The sequence below is a fragment of the Streptomyces sp. NPDC058751 genome, from assembly GCF_042746485.1.
Taxonomy (GTDB): Bacteria; Actinomycetota; Actinomycetes; order Streptomycetales; family Streptomycetaceae; genus Streptomyces.
Genome location: NZ_JBHYPZ010000008.1, coordinates 123,509 through 139,115 on the forward strand (window position 1 = coordinate 123,509; position 15,607 = coordinate 139,115).

The 15,607-nt window shown below is 72.3% G+C and carries 15 protein-coding genes; 9 read left to right on the plus strand and 6 right to left on the minus strand.

The window, feature by feature from the left end; genetic code table 11:
* Positions 1 to 572 precede the first annotated feature (572 nt).
* Together ACFW6B_RS10485 and ACFW6B_RS10490 are read right to left on the minus strand one after the other, a co-directional pair.
* On the minus strand, positions 573 to 1,892 hold the full coding sequence (locus ACFW6B_RS10485; RefSeq protein ID WP_386594148.1) for a BN159_2729 family protein: 1,320 nt from the start codon (positions 1,890 to 1,892) through the stop codon (positions 573 to 575).
* Positions 1,889 to 2,470 carry an RNA polymerase sigma factor gene (locus tag ACFW6B_RS10490; RefSeq protein ID WP_386594151.1) on the minus strand — a complete coding sequence of 194 codons (582 nt, stop codon included), beginning with the start codon at positions 2,468 to 2,470 and terminating at the stop codon, positions 1,889 to 1,891. Before ACFW6B_RS10490 ends, ACFW6B_RS10485 begins: the two co-directional genes overlap by 4 nt.
* A 427-nt stretch (positions 2,471 to 2,897) precedes the next feature.
* Here ACFW6B_RS10490 and ACFW6B_RS10495 point away from each other — a divergent pair, with 427 nt between their 5' ends.
* From ACFW6B_RS10495 to ACFW6B_RS10510, 4 genes are all read left to right on the plus strand, one after another.
* Positions 2,898 to 3,365, plus strand: coding sequence for a transcriptional regulator (locus tag ACFW6B_RS10495; protein ID WP_386594153.1), 468 nt, complete (start codon positions 2,898 to 2,900; stop codon positions 3,363 to 3,365).
* 132 nt (positions 3,366 to 3,497) lie between these two features.
* The gene (locus ACFW6B_RS10500; protein ID WP_386594155.1) at positions 3,498 to 3,947 is read left to right on the plus strand and encodes a hypothetical protein; all 450 of its coding nucleotides are present in this window, start codon (positions 3,498 to 3,500) and stop codon (positions 3,945 to 3,947) included.
* A 299-nt stretch (positions 3,948 to 4,246) separates the two neighbouring features.
* Positions 4,247 to 5,689 (plus strand): adenylosuccinate lyase, encoded by a 1,443-nt coding sequence (gene purB, locus ACFW6B_RS10505; protein ID WP_386594157.1) that lies wholly within the window; start codon positions 4,247 to 4,249, stop codon positions 5,687 to 5,689.
* Positions 5,690 to 5,870: 181 nt separating this feature from the next.
* On the plus strand, positions 5,871 to 6,686 hold the full coding sequence (locus ACFW6B_RS10510) for a nucleotidyltransferase domain-containing protein (protein WP_386594159.1): 816 nt from the start codon (positions 5,871 to 5,873) through the stop codon (positions 6,684 to 6,686).
* Positions 6,687 to 6,791: 105 nt separating this feature from the next.
* Here the strand turns inward: ACFW6B_RS10510 and ACFW6B_RS10515 are convergent, their stop codons facing one another.
* Together ACFW6B_RS10515 and ACFW6B_RS10520 are read right to left on the minus strand one after the other, a co-directional pair.
* Positions 6,792 to 7,517 (minus strand): ABC transporter permease subunit, encoded by a 726-nt coding sequence (locus ACFW6B_RS10515; RefSeq protein WP_386594161.1) that lies wholly within the window; start codon positions 7,515 to 7,517, stop codon positions 6,792 to 6,794.
* Between the two features lie 2 nt (positions 7,518 to 7,519).
* Entirely contained in the window at positions 7,520 to 8,449 is a 930-nt protein-coding gene (locus ACFW6B_RS10520; RefSeq protein WP_386594164.1) for an ATP-binding cassette domain-containing protein, read from the minus strand.
* 108 nt (positions 8,450 to 8,557) lie between these two features.
* On the opposite strand from ACFW6B_RS10520, the gene ACFW6B_RS10525 reads away from it, so the two are divergent.
* The 3 genes from ACFW6B_RS10525 (at position 8,558) to ACFW6B_RS10535 (ending at position 11,653) form a co-directional block, all read left to right on the plus strand.
* Complete coding sequence (locus tag ACFW6B_RS10525; RefSeq protein ID WP_386594166.1) at positions 8,558 to 9,721, plus strand: sensor histidine kinase; 1,164 nt, start codon at positions 8,558 to 8,560, stop codon at positions 9,719 to 9,721.
* A 14-nt stretch (positions 9,722 to 9,735) separates the two neighbouring features.
* Positions 9,736 to 10,398, plus strand: coding sequence for a response regulator (locus tag ACFW6B_RS10530; RefSeq protein ID WP_386594168.1), 663 nt, complete (start codon positions 9,736 to 9,738; stop codon positions 10,396 to 10,398).
* A gap of 97 nt (positions 10,399 to 10,495) precedes the next feature.
* Positions 10,496 to 11,653 (plus strand): ROK family transcriptional regulator, encoded by a 1,158-nt coding sequence (locus ACFW6B_RS10535; RefSeq protein WP_386594170.1) that lies wholly within the window; start codon positions 10,496 to 10,498, stop codon positions 11,651 to 11,653.
* Between the two features lie 174 nt (positions 11,654 to 11,827).
* Here ACFW6B_RS10535 and ACFW6B_RS10540 read toward each other — a convergent pair whose 3' ends face one another.
* Positions 11,828 to 12,583, minus strand: a complete 756-nt coding sequence (locus tag ACFW6B_RS10540; RefSeq protein WP_386594172.1) for a GntR family transcriptional regulator — start codon at positions 12,581 to 12,583, stop codon at positions 11,828 to 11,830.
* 295 nt (positions 12,584 to 12,878) lie between these two features.
* Entirely contained in the window at positions 12,879 to 13,763 is an 885-nt protein-coding gene (locus tag ACFW6B_RS10545; RefSeq protein WP_386594174.1) for an RNA polymerase sigma-70 factor, read from the minus strand.
* Positions 13,764 to 13,875: 112 nt separating this feature from the next.
* Between ACFW6B_RS10545 and ACFW6B_RS10550 the strand changes: the two genes are divergently transcribed.
* Positions 13,876 to 14,529, plus strand: coding sequence for an NADPH-dependent F420 reductase (locus ACFW6B_RS10550; protein ID WP_386594175.1), 654 nt, complete (start codon positions 13,876 to 13,878; stop codon positions 14,527 to 14,529).
* Positions 14,530 to 14,772: 243 nt separating this feature from the next.
* Positions 14,773 to 15,603: an alpha/beta fold hydrolase gene (locus tag ACFW6B_RS10555; protein WP_386594177.1), complete on the plus strand. Its 831-nt coding sequence runs from the start codon at positions 14,773 to 14,775 to the stop codon at positions 15,601 to 15,603.
* The last annotated feature ends 4 nt before the right edge of the window (positions 15,604 to 15,607 follow it).

The following is a 15,607-nucleotide window of genomic DNA, read 5'->3' on the forward strand; positions in this document are numbered from 1 at the left end:
GCGCCCCCGGGCGGCAGCGGGGGGGCGGGGGTCACCGGATGGCCCTTTCAGCCGCCCCCGGGTCCCCCGTAACCCGGGCCGGCCCCGCCGCGCCCGCGGGCCCCCGCCGACGGCCCCTCCAGCTTTGCGGAGCATGGAGAGGAGCCGTCTCGCCACCCTGGATGGGGATGGCAAGTAACAGGCCAGCCGGGAGTTCCCGCTGGAATCAACATCAAAGCACTCATGCGTGGGCCTGAGAAGTACGCCCCTGAGCACCGCCCGAGGAACTTGTCGGCACTTGTCCATGGGCGTGGCCGGGGGAAAGACACGTGCGTACCTTTTGGCACCGACACGCCACCGGTGGACCGATCAGGGCCGATGTGCCCCATCGGCACCCGTGCGACGGACTGCCGGCAGGGTGGGAAACCAGCCATGTCGAACGGCCGCACCTACTGCGGAACGGGGTCGCTCTGCGCCAGGTTCAGTACACGGGTCGTGAGCGTTCGTGGACGCGTCGCCCTGGTTCGCCTCATGCAGAGGCGCGGGGCACCACGAGTGAGAAACAGCCAGTCGGACCGGCGTCCCGGCCGTGGTCACGCGCTGTCCGGGGCGATCCCTCCCGAGGGCAGGGGGGTCGCCGTCAGCGGGCCGTGCGCCATGACGATCGAGGCCAGCGGATAGGGGGGACCGTCCGCGCCGCGCAGGACCAGCAGGGGCATCCCGCGCTCGTCCTGGCGCCGGCCGAGAGCCAGCCAGATCCGGTCGGCGCGGTCGACCTGCCCCATCCCGAGGTCGTAGATCCGGCCCCAGAGGAAGAACGGATCGGTGGCCTCGTCGCTCGCCTCCTGGAGGAGTTCGGGGACACCGTGCGCGGTGAGGTGGACGGCGACCCCGTCGAGGGTTCCCGCGGCCACCTGGGCGTGCCCGGCCGTCCTGGTCCTGACGTTGCGGGGAGCCCCGATCGCGTCGAGCCAGTACTCCCAGTCCTCCAGGCAGGTGGCCTTGATGGCCACCGTCACCCGCTCGCCGTCGGCCGTGATCTGCATGGCCTCCAGTCGCGCGAGGTGGTCGGACTGGAGGCTCGCGGCCACGGAGACCGCGCGCGCGGACGCGCTGCCCCAGCCGACCGGGCGCGACCGCGCGGCAGCGGGCCGCACGCGCGGAACCTCGCCGTCGACACGCTGCGGCACCGGGGCCGCCCCGCGGTCCGCCGCGACCCGTCCGGGGGTGCGGTCGGCGAGGTGCAGGACGATCGCGCCGCGCGCGGGCGGCAGGAACGACGAGGGGGAGGCGGAAGCCCGGTCGTGCCGCGGCTCGGGATCGCCGCCGCCGGGAACCGGCCCCGTGAGGTCCGGCACGGACGCGGGAGCGTGATCGCGCCGGGGGCCGGGCTCCTCACCTCCGCGGGCGGGCTCCTCACCGTGGGGCCCGGGCGCGGGCACGCGGTCGTGCCGGGGTTCGGCACCCCCGGCACCGGGAGCCCGCTCCCCCCGGTCCGGTACGGACGCCGGAACGCGCTCGTGCCGCGGCTCGGAAGCCTCGGAACCGGGAGCCTCGGAACCGGAAGCCCGCTCCCCCTGTTCCCGCGCGGACGCCGGCGCACGGTCGCGCCGGGGCTCGGCGTCGTCGCCGGGGATCAGCCCCTTGCGGTTCAGCGCGGTGGCGATCCGCATCGCGACCTCGCTCGGATAACCGCAGTCCTCGACGATCGTGTCGACGGCCGCGTGGTACGCCTCCGGGTGGTTCCGCGCGGCCTCGACCTGTGCCCGCAGCCGCTCGAGAACGCCCGCCCCGCCCGCCTCCACCAGACGCCCCTGCGCCTCCAGGTCCGCGACGAACTCCCGGGCGAAAGCGCCGAGTTGCTCGGCAAGGTTGGCTTCGACAACCGAACGGATCTCGGGCACGGTGGTCATGCCGCCACCCCCAGGTACTCACTGCGCAGCTTGGCCAGAGCCCTGAACTGCAGGGTTTTCACAGCGCCTTCGGACCGTGACATCTGACGCGCGGTCTCCAGCACCGAGAACTCCATCAGGAACCGGCGCGTGAGGACTTCGCGCTGCGGCGGCCGCAGCTGCTCCAGCGCCCGGCGCAGCAACTCCTCGTCCAGACTGACCAGTACGGTGTCCTCGGTACTGGCCGTCAGGTCCTCGTCGAAGCCGAGCATGTCCTCGACGACGAACTCACGGCGCTGGGCACTCTTGCAATGGTCGATGACCTTGTTCCGGGCGATGGCGATCAGCCACCCGACGAAGCCGATGCCGCGGTAGGTGAAGGTCCCGCGCTTCATCCAGGCGTTGAGGAAGGTCTCGCCGGTGATGTCCTCGGCGACCTGCCGATTGCGTACACGGCGCTGTACGTAAGCCAGTACCGCGGGGTGGTGCAGAGCGTAGAGCTCCCCGAACGCGTCCCGGTCACCCGCGAGCGCACGGGCGATAAGGGCCGGTTCCCTGGTGTCGAACCGCGGTGTGGCGGCGTTAGCCTCGGCGATCAAGGCCTACTCCGTTCATGAGTGGATGAACTGTGGTGGGCAAGTGCCGCGACGGTCCGATCCGGCCGCGGCCGGGCTCGGGCACCGGACGGCCGGGCCGTCGCGTCCGAAAATTTCGAGGCGTCCCCCGCGGTTGCCTCGCAGCTCCGGAGCCTGGTCGAGCCGATGCCGAGGCGGTGCAAATAGGGTCCCCTCAAAGGGACTTGCATACGTGCGACTAACTCACAGTCATGCAACATATGCAACTTGCGTACACGTGCGCAAGTTGCTTCGCCCGGACGAACGCCAGACTTTTTGCGGGGAACTGGAGTGCGAGCAGTCCCCCTTGGCCTGGCATGACTCTTAAATGCCTATTGACCTGCGAAGATGCACGCATGCAAGTCGCGTGCAAGTTGCATACACGCGCGCTACTCTCCGAAACATGCGGAGCATGGAAGAGTCCCCCCACGAGTCCCGCGGTGAGCGACAAGCTCTCGCAAGGAGGGTGGGCGAGTACCTCACGGACGCCGCGACAGCGGCCGGGTACGACGTACGCCCACGAGCCGGTGGCCGGGCCCAGCTGGCCACCTCGATTGGAGTGAGCCTGACGACGATCAGCAGAACACTGGAAGGAAAAACCCTCCCTCTTCCCTCGCAACTGACCACATGGGCGTCAGTACTCGGTCTCGACCAGCGAGAGATGTTGGTGAACAGCGGCATGCTTCCGCCGGAACACGGGCCTCAGCCTGCGACACGGAGGGTAGCCTCAGTAACACTCACCCCGGAGGAGGCAATGGACGCATGGGGAATCACTGACCTCAGGATCCGCACAATGCTCAGCGGGAACATCGTCCAAGCTATCGAGCTTCAAAAGGATCTCGACGCCGACGAGAGCCGGGGGGCCACTGCAAGGGGGTAACGAAACGTGGCGTACAGACTGGCATCCGCGTCCGCCGCCAGCTGCACAGCCGGCTGGACATTCGTGGGCGTGGGCGTCTGGCACCATGCATGGGAGTTGGCGGCAGTCGGGATCGGCCTGTTAACCATGGGCGTGGCCGGGGCACTTGCGGCCCTGCTCCGCCGCACGGTGACGCAGGTCGACACCCGCACACGACACGATCTCAGCGTCCTGGCGGAGCATCGACAACGTCTCGAGCTGGACATGCAGAAACGCGAGCTGGACCTGTCCAGGCGAGAGAAGGCCATGGCCCGAAGGGCCACCGTCACAGCCATCAGACTAGGCAGTCATGCCAGAGCCCTCGACGAGGCGCGCAACGCGAACACGGCGCTGCGCGCCAAGAACTCCCAGCTCATGCAGGAGATCGAGGAAGTCAACGACGAGCGCAACCAACTGATCACGGCAGAGCTCACCTTCGCCCACGACCGGTTCACCTCGAAGACCTACGGGGGTCTGCGCGCTGTTGTCGGCAGCGAGCAGGCCCATCCCGATCCGCACGCGCAGGCGGGCTACGGAAGCCGTCCCCCGCGTTCGGGTTCTTGATCACGGCCCTGCGAAAACGTTCCACCAGACTTCCACCCAGCCATCCGTCCACCCACCAGTACGTTGCGCGACTCCCCTCCGTTCAAAGGAGTTGAGCACGAATCCGCCGGGGTGACCGGCGGAGGCAGGAGCGACGACGCGGTCCGCGGTGCGCGCCGAGCGCGACACCTCCGTCCCGTCCCCGCGCCCCTCACGCACGCCCCGGTCCGCCGGGGGGTGCCGCTCCGCCACGACCTGCGCATCCGGGACGCGGCGGACATAACAGGAGCCGCGCCGGACAGCCGGTATGCTCCATACACGTGACTGCCGCGCCTGCAAAGCCCCGTATCCCCAACGTTCTCGCCGGACGCTACGCCTCCGCCGAGCTCGCCACGCTCTGGTCCCCCGAGCAGAAGGTCAAGCTGGAGCGTCAGCTCTGGCTCGCCGTGCTGCGGGCCCAGAAGGACCTCGGGATCGAGGTGCCGGACGCCGCCGTCGCCGATTACGAGCGCGTCCTCGACCAGGTCGACCTCGCCTCCATCGCCGAGCGCGAGAAGGTCACCCGGCACGACGTGAAGGCGCGGATCGAGGAGTTCAACGACCTCGCCGGCCACGAGCACGTCCACAAGGGCATGACGTCCCGCGACCTCACCGAGAACGTCGAGCAGCTTCAGATCAGGCTCTCCCTGGAGCTGGTGCGCGACCGTACGGTGGCGGTCCTCGCCCGGCTGGCCAAACTCTCCGGCGAGTACGCCGAGCTGGTCATGGCCGGCCGCTCGCACAACGTGGCCGCGCAGGCCACCACCCTCGGCAAGCGCTTCGCGACCGCCACCGACGAGATGCTCGTCGCGTACGGCCGTCTCGAGGAGCTGCTCGGCCGCTACCCGCTGCGCGGCATCAAGGGCCCGGTCGGCACGGCCCAGGACATGCTCGACCTGCTGGGCGGCGACGCGGCCAAGCTCGCGGACCTGGAGCAGCGGATCGCCGTGCACCTCGGCTTCTCGCAGGCCTTCACCTCCGTCGGCCAGGTCTACCCGCGCTCGCTGGACTACGACGTGGTGACCGCGCTGGTGCAGCTCGCGGCCGCCCCGTCCTCGACCGCCAAGACCATCCGCCTGATGGCCGGGCACGAGCTGGTCACCGAGGGCTTCAAGCCCGGCCAGGTCGGCTCCTCCGCGATGCCGCACAAGATGAACACCCGCTCCTGCGAGCGCGTCAACGGCCTGATGGTCATCCTGCGCGGCTACGCGTCGATGACCGGCGAGCTGGCCGGCGACCAGTGGAACGAGGGCGACGTGTCGTGCTCGGTGGTGCGCCGGGTCGCGCTGCCGGACGCGTTCTTCGCGCTCGACGGTCTGCTGGAGACCTTCCTGACCGTCCTCGACGAGTTCGGCGCCTTCCCGGCCGTCGTCGCCCGCGAGCTGGACCGCTACCTGCCGTTCCTCGCGACGACCAAGGTCCTGATGGGCGCGGTGCGCGCCGGTGTCGGCCGTGAGGTCGCCCACGAGGCGATCAAGGAGAACGCCGTCGCCTCCGCCCTCGCCATGCGCGAGCAGGGCGCCGAGCGCAACGAGCTGCTCGACAAGCTCGCCGCCGACGAGCGCATCCCGCTGGACCGCGCGCAGCTCGACGAGCTGATGGCCGACAAGCTGTCCTTCACGGGAGCCGCCGCCGACCAGGTGGCCGTCGTCGTCGGCCGTGTCGAGGAGATCGTGAAGCAGCACCCGGAGGCCGCGGGCTACACGCCCGGCGCGATCCTCTGACCCTCCCCCGAGCTCTCGGCTCCGTTCGAGCAGGGAGGTACCCCCCTTGCCCGAGCGGCCCCGGAGGCCGCCCGCGACCGGCTCGTGCCGTCATCGCGGGCGGCCTCCGGCGTTCTCCGGCGGCGCGGAACCGTGCGGAATCCGGTCGCGGCGGGAGAACCCCTCCGGCAGAATCCGGGGCATGGACCGTCTGGGGGAGATCGCGGACCGGCTGACCGAGGTGGACGGCGTCGTCGGTGTGTGCCTGGGGGGCAGCCGGGCGACCGGCACGCACGGTCCCGATTCCGACTTCGATCTGGGCCTGTACTACCGGCCGCCCCTGGACACCGCCGCCCTGCGTCTGCTCGCGGACCGGCTGACCGGCGGCCCGGTGGAGGTGACCGAGCCGGGCGGCTGGGGACCGTGGGTGGACGGTGGCGGCTGGCTGACCGTCGACGGCCACCGCGTCGACTGGATCTACCGCGACCTGGACCGGGTGCACCGCGTATGGCGGGAGTGCCTCGCCGGGCGCTTCGAGATCGGCGTCCAGCCCGGCCATCCCCTGGGCGTGTACTCCCACGCCTACGCCGGTGAGGTGGCCGTCGGACAGGTCCTCGCCGACCCCGGCGGCGAGCTCCGGGACCTGCGGGAGCGGACGCGCCGCTACCCCGAGCCGCTGCGCGAGGCGCTCATGGACAACGCTCGGTGGGAGGCGCCGTTCATCCTGGCCTGCGCCCGCAAGGGTGCCGCGCGCGGTGACGTCTTCCACGTCTCCGGATGCCTCTTCCGCGCGGTCGGACTCCTCACGCACGCCCTCCACGCCCATGCCCGGCGCTGGGTGCTCAACGAGAAGGGCGCGGTCCGGTCCGCGGGAGAACTCGCCGCCGCCCCGGCGGATTTCGCCGCACGGGCACACCGGCTGTTCTCCGCGCTCGGGACCTCTCCGGGGACGCTGGCCGCCGCGCTCGACGAAGCCGACGGCCTGGTCACCGAGGTGTGCGACCGCCTCGCCCCCTGACCGGGTCCCGGACGGGCCGGTCCCCGCGACCACCGGATCACGGCGGATCGATCACCGGCGACGGGTGCGGCGTACAACGGGTGGGACGTCGGGAAGCCGGTGCGCTCACGCGTCCCTGCGCCGGACGCACCACGCGCCCGCGCCCAGTGCCGCGGCGGCCCACAGGGCGGTCACGGCGAGCCCGCTCCAGGGTCCCAGGGGACCGTCCCACGTCTCGTGCAGGACCGTCTGACCCGCCTTGTCCGGCAGGAAGTCCGCCACGCTCCCGGACGCGTTCCCGACGACGAAGGACACGATCAGCAGGAACGGGATCAGGATGCTCAGTGTGGCGACCCCACTGCGCAGGACGGCCGCCAGCCCCGCCGCGAAGAGGGCCATCAAGGACAGGTAGACCGCGCAGCCGACCACACCCCGCAGTTCCTCCTGCCAGGTCAGGGCGTCCGCCCGGGAACCGAGCACGGACGTCCCCACGGCCAGGCTGCTCACGCCGGTGACCAGGCCGATGCCCAGGGCCGGGGCGCCGATCGCCACCGCCTTGGCCAGGAACCAGCGCCCCCGGCCGGGAACCGCCGCCAGCGAGACGCGCAGCGCGCCGCCCTGGTACTCGGCCGAGACCGCCTGGGCCCCGAAGGTGACGGCCGCGATCTGACCGAAGCCGACACCGAAGAACGCCGAGAAGAGCGGGTCGGACTCCGGGGCGTCGGAGTCGTCGAGCCCGGCGAGTGCCGAGAACGCCACCGTGGCCGCGAGGACGGCGAGCAGGCCCCACAGGAGCGGGCGCAGGGTCCGGATCTTGATCAGTTCCGCGCGGAGTGCGGGTGCGAAGGACATGGTCACACCTCCTGGGGCTGAGCGGGGACGGCGGCGAACTCGGTCTCGGTGGCGGTCAGGTCCAGATACGCCTGCTCCAACGTGCCTTCCTCCGCGGCGAGTTCGAGAACGGTGAGGCCGGCGGCCGAAGCGAGGCGGCCGACGTCCTCCGGTCGTGCGTCCCAGGCGGTCCAGCGGCCCTCCTCGCCCTCGACGGCCTCGATGCCGTGTTCCGCGAGCAGGCCCCCGAGCGCGCGGCTGTCCGTGCCGCGCACCCGGACGCGGGGCCGTACGCGTGCGTCGATGAACCCGCGCATCGGCATGTCGGCCAGGAGCCTGCCGCGGCCGAGGACGACGAGCTGGTCGGCGAAGGAGGCGGTCTCGTTCATGAGGTGGCTGGAGACGAGGACGGTGCGCCCCTCACGGGCCAGCCGGCGCAGCAGCTCCCGGATCCAGACGATCCCCTCGGGGTCCAGTCCGTTCGACGGTTCGTCGAGGAGCACCACGGGCGGGTCGCCGAGGAGCGCGGCCGCGATGCCCAGGCGCTGGCGCATGCCCAGGGAGTACGTCTTCACCCGGTGCCGGGCCACCGGGGCGAGGCCCGTCTCCTCCAGCACCTCGTCCACCCGGCGTTCGGGGATGCGGTTGGTGGCGGCGAGCGCCCTCAGGTGGTTCCGGGCGGTCCGCGAGCCGTGCGCGGCTCCCGCGTCGAGGAGTGCGCCCACCTCTCGGAGCGGTTCGTCGAGGGCGGCGTAGGCGCGGCCACCGACGGTGGCGGTGCCGGAGGTGGGCCGGTCCAGGCCCAGCACGAGCCGCATGGTGGTGGACTTCCCGGCGCCGTTGGGGCCGAGGAACCCGGTGACGCGGCCCGGGAGGACGCTGAAGGTCAGGTGGTCCACGGCGCGCCTGCTGCCGTACTCCTTGGTCAGGTCTTGGACGTCGATGCTGGTCATGGGCACAGCCTGGCCGTCGGCGACCGGTGTCCGCCTCCCCCGCGGGTGGTGATCGTCTCCCCCGCCCGGGGGAGGCCCGCTGCCGGTGCCCACTGGCACGATGGCGCGATGGCCCGGTTTCTGCGCCCGCTGCTGTGCGGGACGACGTACACACGCCTGCTGCACCTGTGGGTGCCGATGCTGCTCGTCAGCGTGTGGCTGTTCATCGACTCGTCGAAGCCGTGGGTGCCCGCCGTGCTGGTGGTTCCGCTCGGGCTGATCCCGGCCGTGCGGCGGGGCGAGGGGGTGCAGGCGCGGTTCATGCTGGCGCCGGGCGAGCGGGACGGCGAGGACACGGGGTTCTCGGTCGCCCCTTCGGCCGGCTGGCGGGACCGGTGGCGGACGGTGCTCTGGCTGGAGGCGCGCCTGCTGCTGGGCGTGGTGGCGTCCATGGCCACCGTCTGGCTGCCCGTGTTCAGCGTCGACCTCGCCATGGCGGCCTTCGGCCACCGGCCGGGGGGCGACCCCCTGGCGAGGCTCCTGGACCCGCACTGGAGCTGCGCGCTGCTCGTCCCGCTGCCCCTGCTCGCCCTGTACGGCCTCGTGGTCGGCTTCGGCGAGCTGACCACGGCACTCGCGCGGCGGCTCCTCGGCCCCTCCCCCGCAGAGCGGCTCGCCGCGCTGGAGGAGCGCACCGAACAACTCCTGGAGCGCAACCGCATCGCCCGTGAGCTCCACGACTCCATCGGCCACGCGCTCACCGTCGCGGTGGTGCAGGCCGGTGCCGCGCGCGCGGCCGGCGACCCGGAGTTCGCCGCCCGCGCCCTGGCCGCCGTCGAGGAGACCGGACGGGCGGCCCTGGAGGACCTGGAGCGGGTACTGGGTGTGCTGCGCGAGACGGAACGCCCCGTGAGCGGGCGCCCCACGCTGACCGACGCCGACCGGCTGCTGGAGTCGGCGCGGGCCTCGGGGGCGAAGGTGGACGCCGAGGTGTCGGGTCCGGTGGAGACGGTGGCCGGTCCGGTCTCCAGGGAGGGCTACCGCATCCTCCAGGAGGCGCTCACCAATGTGCTCCGGCACGCCGGGAGCGTTCCGGTACGGGTCCGCATCGAGGTCCGGGACGGCACTCTCTCCCTGGAGGTCCGCAATCCGCTGCCGGACGGCAGGTCCGGATCCGGACGGGGCAGCGGCCTGCGCGGCATACGGGAGCGGGCCGCACTGCTGGGCGGCAGCGCCCGGACGGGCCCGCACGAAGGCGACTGGCAGGTGCACGCGGAGCTGCCGTTGCGCTGATCTACGCTGGCCGGATGCCGGTCACCGTTCTGCTCGTCGACGACGAGCCCCTCGTACGCGCGGGGCTGCGCGCCGTCCTTGAGGCGCAGCCCGACATCGAGGTCGTCGGTGAGGCCGCCGACGGCGCCGCCGTGATCCCGCTGGTCCGGCGGCTGCGGCCGGACGTGGTGGCCATGGACGTCCGCATGCCCCTGATGGACGGCATCGAGGCCACCCGCGCGCTGCTGCGGACGGTCGCCGACCCGCCCAAGATCCTCGTGGTGACGACGTTCGAGAACGACGAGTACGTCTACGAGGCGCTGCGCGCGGGGGCCGACGGATTCCTCCTGAAGCGGGCGCGGCCGGCCGAGATCGTGCACGCGGTGCGGCTGGTGGCCGAGGGCGAGTCCCTGCTCTTCCCCGCCTCCGTACGGCGGTTGGCGGCCGACCACGGGAAGGACGGGGCCGTTCCGGCGGCGCGGGCGGTCATGGAGCGGGCCGCGCTGACCGAGCGCGAGGCGGACGTGCTGCGGCTGATGGCCCGGGGGATGTCCAACGCCGAGATCGCCGCTCGGCTGGTCGTCGGCACGGAGACGGTCAAGTCGCACGTCAGTTCCGTACTGGCGAAGCTGGGGGCCCGGGACCGTACTCAAGCGGTCATCGCGGCCTACGAGTCGGGGTTCGTGGCGCCGGGCTGACGGCGGCTCGCGGACGGAAAGGGTCCCCGGCCCTCGCCGGGGTCCCCCACGACGAGTACGATCCGGCCAACACGCGTACGAGCTGGGAGGACGGACGTTGGGGCGGTTGACCGGCGGGGATCCCTCTCTGCTGCGACGGATCAATTCCGCGGTGGTCCTGCACGCCTTGCGTGCCACGGACTGCGCGACCCTCACCGAGATCACCCGGGTGACCGGACTGTCACGGCCGACCGTCGAGGGGGTCGTCGAGGGACTGATCGAGAACGGGCTCGTCGTCGAGAAGGCGGCCGAGGAGGGCGCCGCGCGGCGCCAGGGGCGCCCGGCGCGCAGGTTCCGGTTCCGGGCGGAGGCGGGGCACCTGCTGGGGCTCGAGATCGGCCCGCACCGTGTCGCGGCCCTGCTCGCGGACCTGGACGGGCGCGTGATGGGCGCGATGGCCAAGGACGTGGACGAAACGGCGTCCGCCGACGAGCGGCTGGAACGGCTGCGGGTCGCGGTCGCCGAACTGCTGCGCAGGGCGGGTGTCGCCCGCAGCTCCCTGCGCGCGGTGGGCGTGGGAAGCCCCGGCATCGTGGAGGCGGACGGCACCGTGCGCCTCGGCACGGCGCTGCCGGAGTGGACGGGGCTGCCGCTCGGCGAACGGCTGAGCCGTTCCTTCAAATGCCCGGTGCTCGTGGAGAACGACGCCAACGCGGCGGCGGTCGCGGAGCACTGGAAGGGGGCGGCGACCGACTCCGACGACGTCGTGTTCGTCCTGGCGGGGCTGAGCCCGGGCGCCGGCGCGATGATCGGCGGGCGGCTGCACCGGGGGTTCGGCGGAGCCGCCGGTGAGATCGGCGCACTGCATCTGCTGGGCCGTGACGTCACCCCCGAGACGCTGCTCTCGACGACGGACGAACCATTGCACCCGCTCGACGAGCAGGCGGTGGCCAAGGTGTTCGCGCTGGCCAAGGAAGGCGACCGGCGGGCGCGCGCGGCGATGGACCGCTTCATCCAGCGGCTGGTGCACGACGTGGCGGCCCTGGTCCTCGCCCTCGACCCCGAACTGGTCGTCATCGGCGGCTGGGCGGCCGGTCTGGACGGCGTGCTGGAGCCGCTGCGAAGGGAGTTGGCGCGCTACTGCCTGCGCCCGCCCGAGGTGGCCCTCTCGATGCTGGGGGAGGCGGCCGTGGCGACCGGTGCGCTGCGGCTGGCCCTCGACCATGTGGAGGAGCAGTTGTTCGCGGTGGAGGGGACCGTGACCGGGCGCCGCTGAGGCGCGGGCGGCGCGCCGCCGCCCGCACCGGCCCCGCTCCGGGGCTCCGCGCCTGCTCAGGTCCCGCTCCGACTCCGGTCCAGCCCCCGTAGCGCGCCGGAGCGGTTCCGGCGCGCTACGGGTGTGGTCGGGGACGCGGCGCGAAGGACGCGGCGGTCCGGGCCGGACGACGGCTCAGCTGGCGCGGCGCTCCGGGTCGTGGTGTATCTCCACGCCCCCGGAGTCACCGAACGTGAGCCGGCAGGTGTCCGCCCGGTACGTGGCCACGGACACCGCCGCGGTACGCCCCCCGGCGAAGAAGCGGGTCGTGACGACGAGAACCGGCGCCCCGGGAAGGCGGTCGAGTTCCTTGGCGTCGTCCGCGCGGGCCGAGCCCAGCTCCACGGCACGGTCCTGGCCTTCGAGCTCCAGGCGCTGGAGCTCCCGCAGCACGGCACGCGCGCGTGCGGCGCCCGAGGGCGCGTCGATCGCCGACAGGTCCGGCACCGAGGACGCCGGAACGTACAGGAGCTCGGCGGCGGCGGGCTGACCGTGGGTCACCAGGGAACGGCGCACGGTGTGCACCGGCTCGCCGGTCTCCAGGACGCCGGCCACCGCCGCGGGCGCCGCCGCCACGGTGCAGTCCGCGGCCTGCCAGGCGTCGTTGGCCGCCCCCGGCCACACGTGCTGCTCGGTTCCGACGGCCACGCCCACGCGCGGCGGCGCGACCGTGGTGCCAACCCCGCGACGGCGCTGCAGACGGCCTTCCAGTTCGAGCTGTTCGAGCGCCTGGCGCAGGGTCGCGCGGGCGACACCGAAGCGGGCCGCGAGGTCGCGCTCGTTGGGCAGGATCTCCCCCACGGCGAACTCGGAGTCCAGCGCTTCACTGAGCACGGTCCTGAGGTGCCAGTACTTCGGTTCCGGCACCGATTCCAACTGCGTGGTCCCCACCCTGTCCTCCGCAATCGCCGTGGCCCGGCGCGTTTTAACGCCCTTGTTTATTAAAGGTTCCTGCACTATCCCTGCGACCATAGGACCGCCCCCACCCTTGGTCAAGACCAATCCTCGAACGCTTACGGATCGCACGGGCGCCCCGCCGTGGAGCGTTCACGGGGTGTTCTCACGGGGCGACGTTCGTGACACAACGCCGAAAGCCCCCGTACGAAGACGGGGGCTTTCGGCATCCTGCGGGCACCTCGGACGAAGACGGTCACCGGGGGCCGAAGCCGCGGCACCGGGACAGGTCCTAGCCGGCGGGGACCGACACCAGTTTCTCCGGGTTGCGCACGATGTAGACGCACTGGACACGGCCGTCCGCGACGTCCAGCTGGACGACGCTGTCGGGCTCGCCCCCGGACAGCATGAGCACCGCGGGACCGCCGTTGACCTCCAGGAAGCGCAACGACAGCCCGGTGAGCCCCTTCTTGGTGACGCCGATGACGAAGCGTCCGACCTTCTCGGCGCCGCCGAGGACCCGCCGGGGCGCCCGGGCGAGTCCTCCGCTGTCACCGATGAGCCGCGCCTCCGGTGCCAGCAGGGACACGAGTCCCTCCAGATCGCCGTCGCCCGCCGCGGCGAGGAAACGTTCGGTGAGGTCACGGCGTTCGGCCGGGTCGACGTCGTAACGCGGCCGCCGTTCCTCCACGTGCCTGCGCGCCCGCCCGGCGAGCTGGCGCACCGCCGGTTCACCCCGGTCGAGGACGGTGGCGATCTCGGCGTACGGATAGCCGAACGCCTCCCGCAGGACGAACACCGCGCGCTCCAGCGGTGACAGGGACTCCAGGACGACGAGGACGGCGAGGGAGACGGAGTCCGCGAGGACCGCCCGTTCGGCGCTGTCGGGCACGGTGTCACCGAAGTCGGTGACGTACGGCTCCGGGAGCCACGGTCCGACGTAGGCCTCGCGGCGCGACCTGACCTGGCGCAGCCGGTCGAGGGCGAGCCGGGTCGTGACGCGGACCAGGTACCCGCGCGGTTCGCGCACGTCCGACCGGTCCTCGGCGGACCAGCGCAGCCAGGCCTCCTGGACCACGTCCTCCGCGTCGGCCACCCGCGCGAGCATGCGGTACGCCACGCCCATCAGTACGGGGCGGTGCTCTTCGAAGACGTCGGTCACCGTGTCGACTGCCACCGCACCATCCCACCCGACACGTTCCCCGGTGTCCAGGCGAAACCGTCGTCCCGCGAGCACAATGGCCGCGGGCCGCCGGTGGCCGACGGTCCCGACAACGGGAGGAACGACGATGCGGTACGGGGTACTGGGCACGGGCGACGTGGGGCGCGCCCTTGCCGGCAAGCTGGTCGAACTGGGCCACGAGGTCTCCTTGGGCTCGCGCACCAAGGACAACGCGGCGGCCGTCGAATGGGCCGAGGGCGCGGGTCCCACGGGCCGGCACGGCACCTTCGCGGAGGCCGCGGCGTTCGGCGAGGTGGTCGTGAACGCGGTGGGCGGGCGGGTCGCGCTCACCGTGCTGCGGTCGGCCGGGGAGGAACACCTGGACGGCAAGGTGCTGTTGGACGTCTCCAATCCCCTGGCGGTCGAGGACGGCGAACTGCGGCTGTCTCCGGTCGAGTCGGACAGCGTGGGCGAGCAGATCCAGCGGGAGTTCCCGGGGGCCCGTGTGGTGAAGAGCCTCAACACCGTCAACTGCCAGGTGATGGTGGACCCTTCCAGGGTGCCGGGCGAGCACCAGATCTTCGTCTCCGGTGACGACGAGGACGCCAAGGAGCAGGTGACCGCGCTGCTGGGCGAGTTCGGCTGGCCCGCGCACCGCGTGTTCGACCTCGGGGGCATCCGGACCGCGCGGGCGGTGGAGATGTACCTGCCGCTGTGGGTCAAGCTCATGCAGAACATCGGGCACGCGGACTTCAACGTGGAGGTGCGCGGGGCGCGTTAGCGCGGACTCGGGGGACCCCGGGTCCGGTTCGGGCGGCGCGAGGCACCGGGCGTCCCGCCGGACACCGGGGTCCGTGCCCGGTGGCACCTCACGCCGCCCGGCCGCGCCGCCCGGGCCGGGTGGTGCCTGACGGCCGATGGCCGGTGTACGGTTCGTGACGGCTCGGGGCTACCCGTCGGTAGCAGTTGCTGACAAGCTGTCTACAAAATGGTTCGTCACGGCGTTCAGACGAGGAGCAGTCCCATGTCCGACACGGTCACCGTCAGCCTCCCCTCACCGCGCGGCCCGAAGGCGGTCACCGTGTCCTACGCGCGCGTGGGCACCGGCGAGCCGCTGCTCCTGCTGCACGGCATCGGGCACCACCGTCAGGCGTGGGACCCGGTCATCCCCATCCTCGCCGCCGAGCGCGACGTCATCGCCGTCGACCTCCCCGGCTTCGGCGCGTCCCCGGCACTGCCCGCCGGGCTCGTCCACGACCTGCCGACGGTGGTGCCGCTGCTCGGCGCACTGTGCGAGGCGCTGGAGATCGAGCGGCCGCACGTCGCCGGCAACTCGCTCGGCGGGCTGCTGGCCCTGGAACTGGGGCGTGAGAAGCTCGTACGGTCCGTCACCGCGCTCTCGCCCGCCGGTTTCTGGTCGCCGGTGGAACGGCGTTACGCCTTCGGCCTGCTGATCGCCATGCGGCAGACGGCCCGCCGCATGCCCCTCCCCCTCATCGAGCGGCTCTCCCGGTCCACGGCCGGACGGACGGTGCTGACCAGCAGCATCTACGCCCGGCCCGGACGCCGTTCACCCGACGCGGTCGTCGCCGAGACCCTCGCGCTGGCCCACGCCGAGGGATTCGACGAGACCCTCCGGGCGGGTACGAACGTCCAGTTCACGGACGACATCCCGACGCTCCCCGTCACCGTGGCCTGGGGCACCCGCGACCGGCTGCTGATCCGCCGCCAGGGCGTCCGGGCGAAGCAGATCATTCCGCGGGCGCGGCTCGTGAAGCTGCCCGGCTGCGGCCACGTCCCGATGAACGACGACCCGGCGCTCGTCGCCCGCGTCATCCTCGACGGCAGCCGCTGAGCCG

Bases quoted from the DNA above. Each gene is read 5' to 3' on its own strand.
- ACFW6B_RS10485 (WP_386594148.1), bottom strand. From the start codon at position 1,892: ATGACCACCGTGCCCGAGATCCGTTCGGTTGTCGAAGCCAACCTTGCC.
- ACFW6B_RS10495 (WP_386594153.1), top strand. From the start codon at position 2,898: ATGGAAGAGTCCCCCCACGAGTCCCGCGGTGAGCGACAAGCTCTCGCA.
- ACFW6B_RS10510 (WP_386594159.1), top strand. From the start codon at position 5,871: ATGGACCGTCTGGGGGAGATCGCGGACCGGCTGACCGAGGTGGACGGC.
- ACFW6B_RS10515 (WP_386594161.1), bottom strand. From the start codon at position 7,517: ATGTCCTTCGCACCCGCACTCCGCGCGGAACTGATCAAGATCCGGACC.
- ACFW6B_RS10520 (WP_386594164.1), bottom strand. From the start codon at position 8,449: ATGACCAGCATCGACGTCCAAGACCTGACCAAGGAGTACGGCAGCAGG.
- ACFW6B_RS10525 (WP_386594166.1), top strand. From the start codon at position 8,558: ATGGCCCGGTTTCTGCGCCCGCTGCTGTGCGGGACGACGTACACACGC.
- ACFW6B_RS10530 (WP_386594168.1), top strand. From the start codon at position 9,736: ATGCCGGTCACCGTTCTGCTCGTCGACGACGAGCCCCTCGTACGCGCG.
- ACFW6B_RS10550 (WP_386594175.1), top strand. From the start codon at position 13,876: ATGCGGTACGGGGTACTGGGCACGGGCGACGTGGGGCGCGCCCTTGCC.
- ACFW6B_RS10555 (WP_386594177.1), top strand. From the start codon at position 14,773: ATGTCCGACACGGTCACCGTCAGCCTCCCCTCACCGCGCGGCCCGAAG.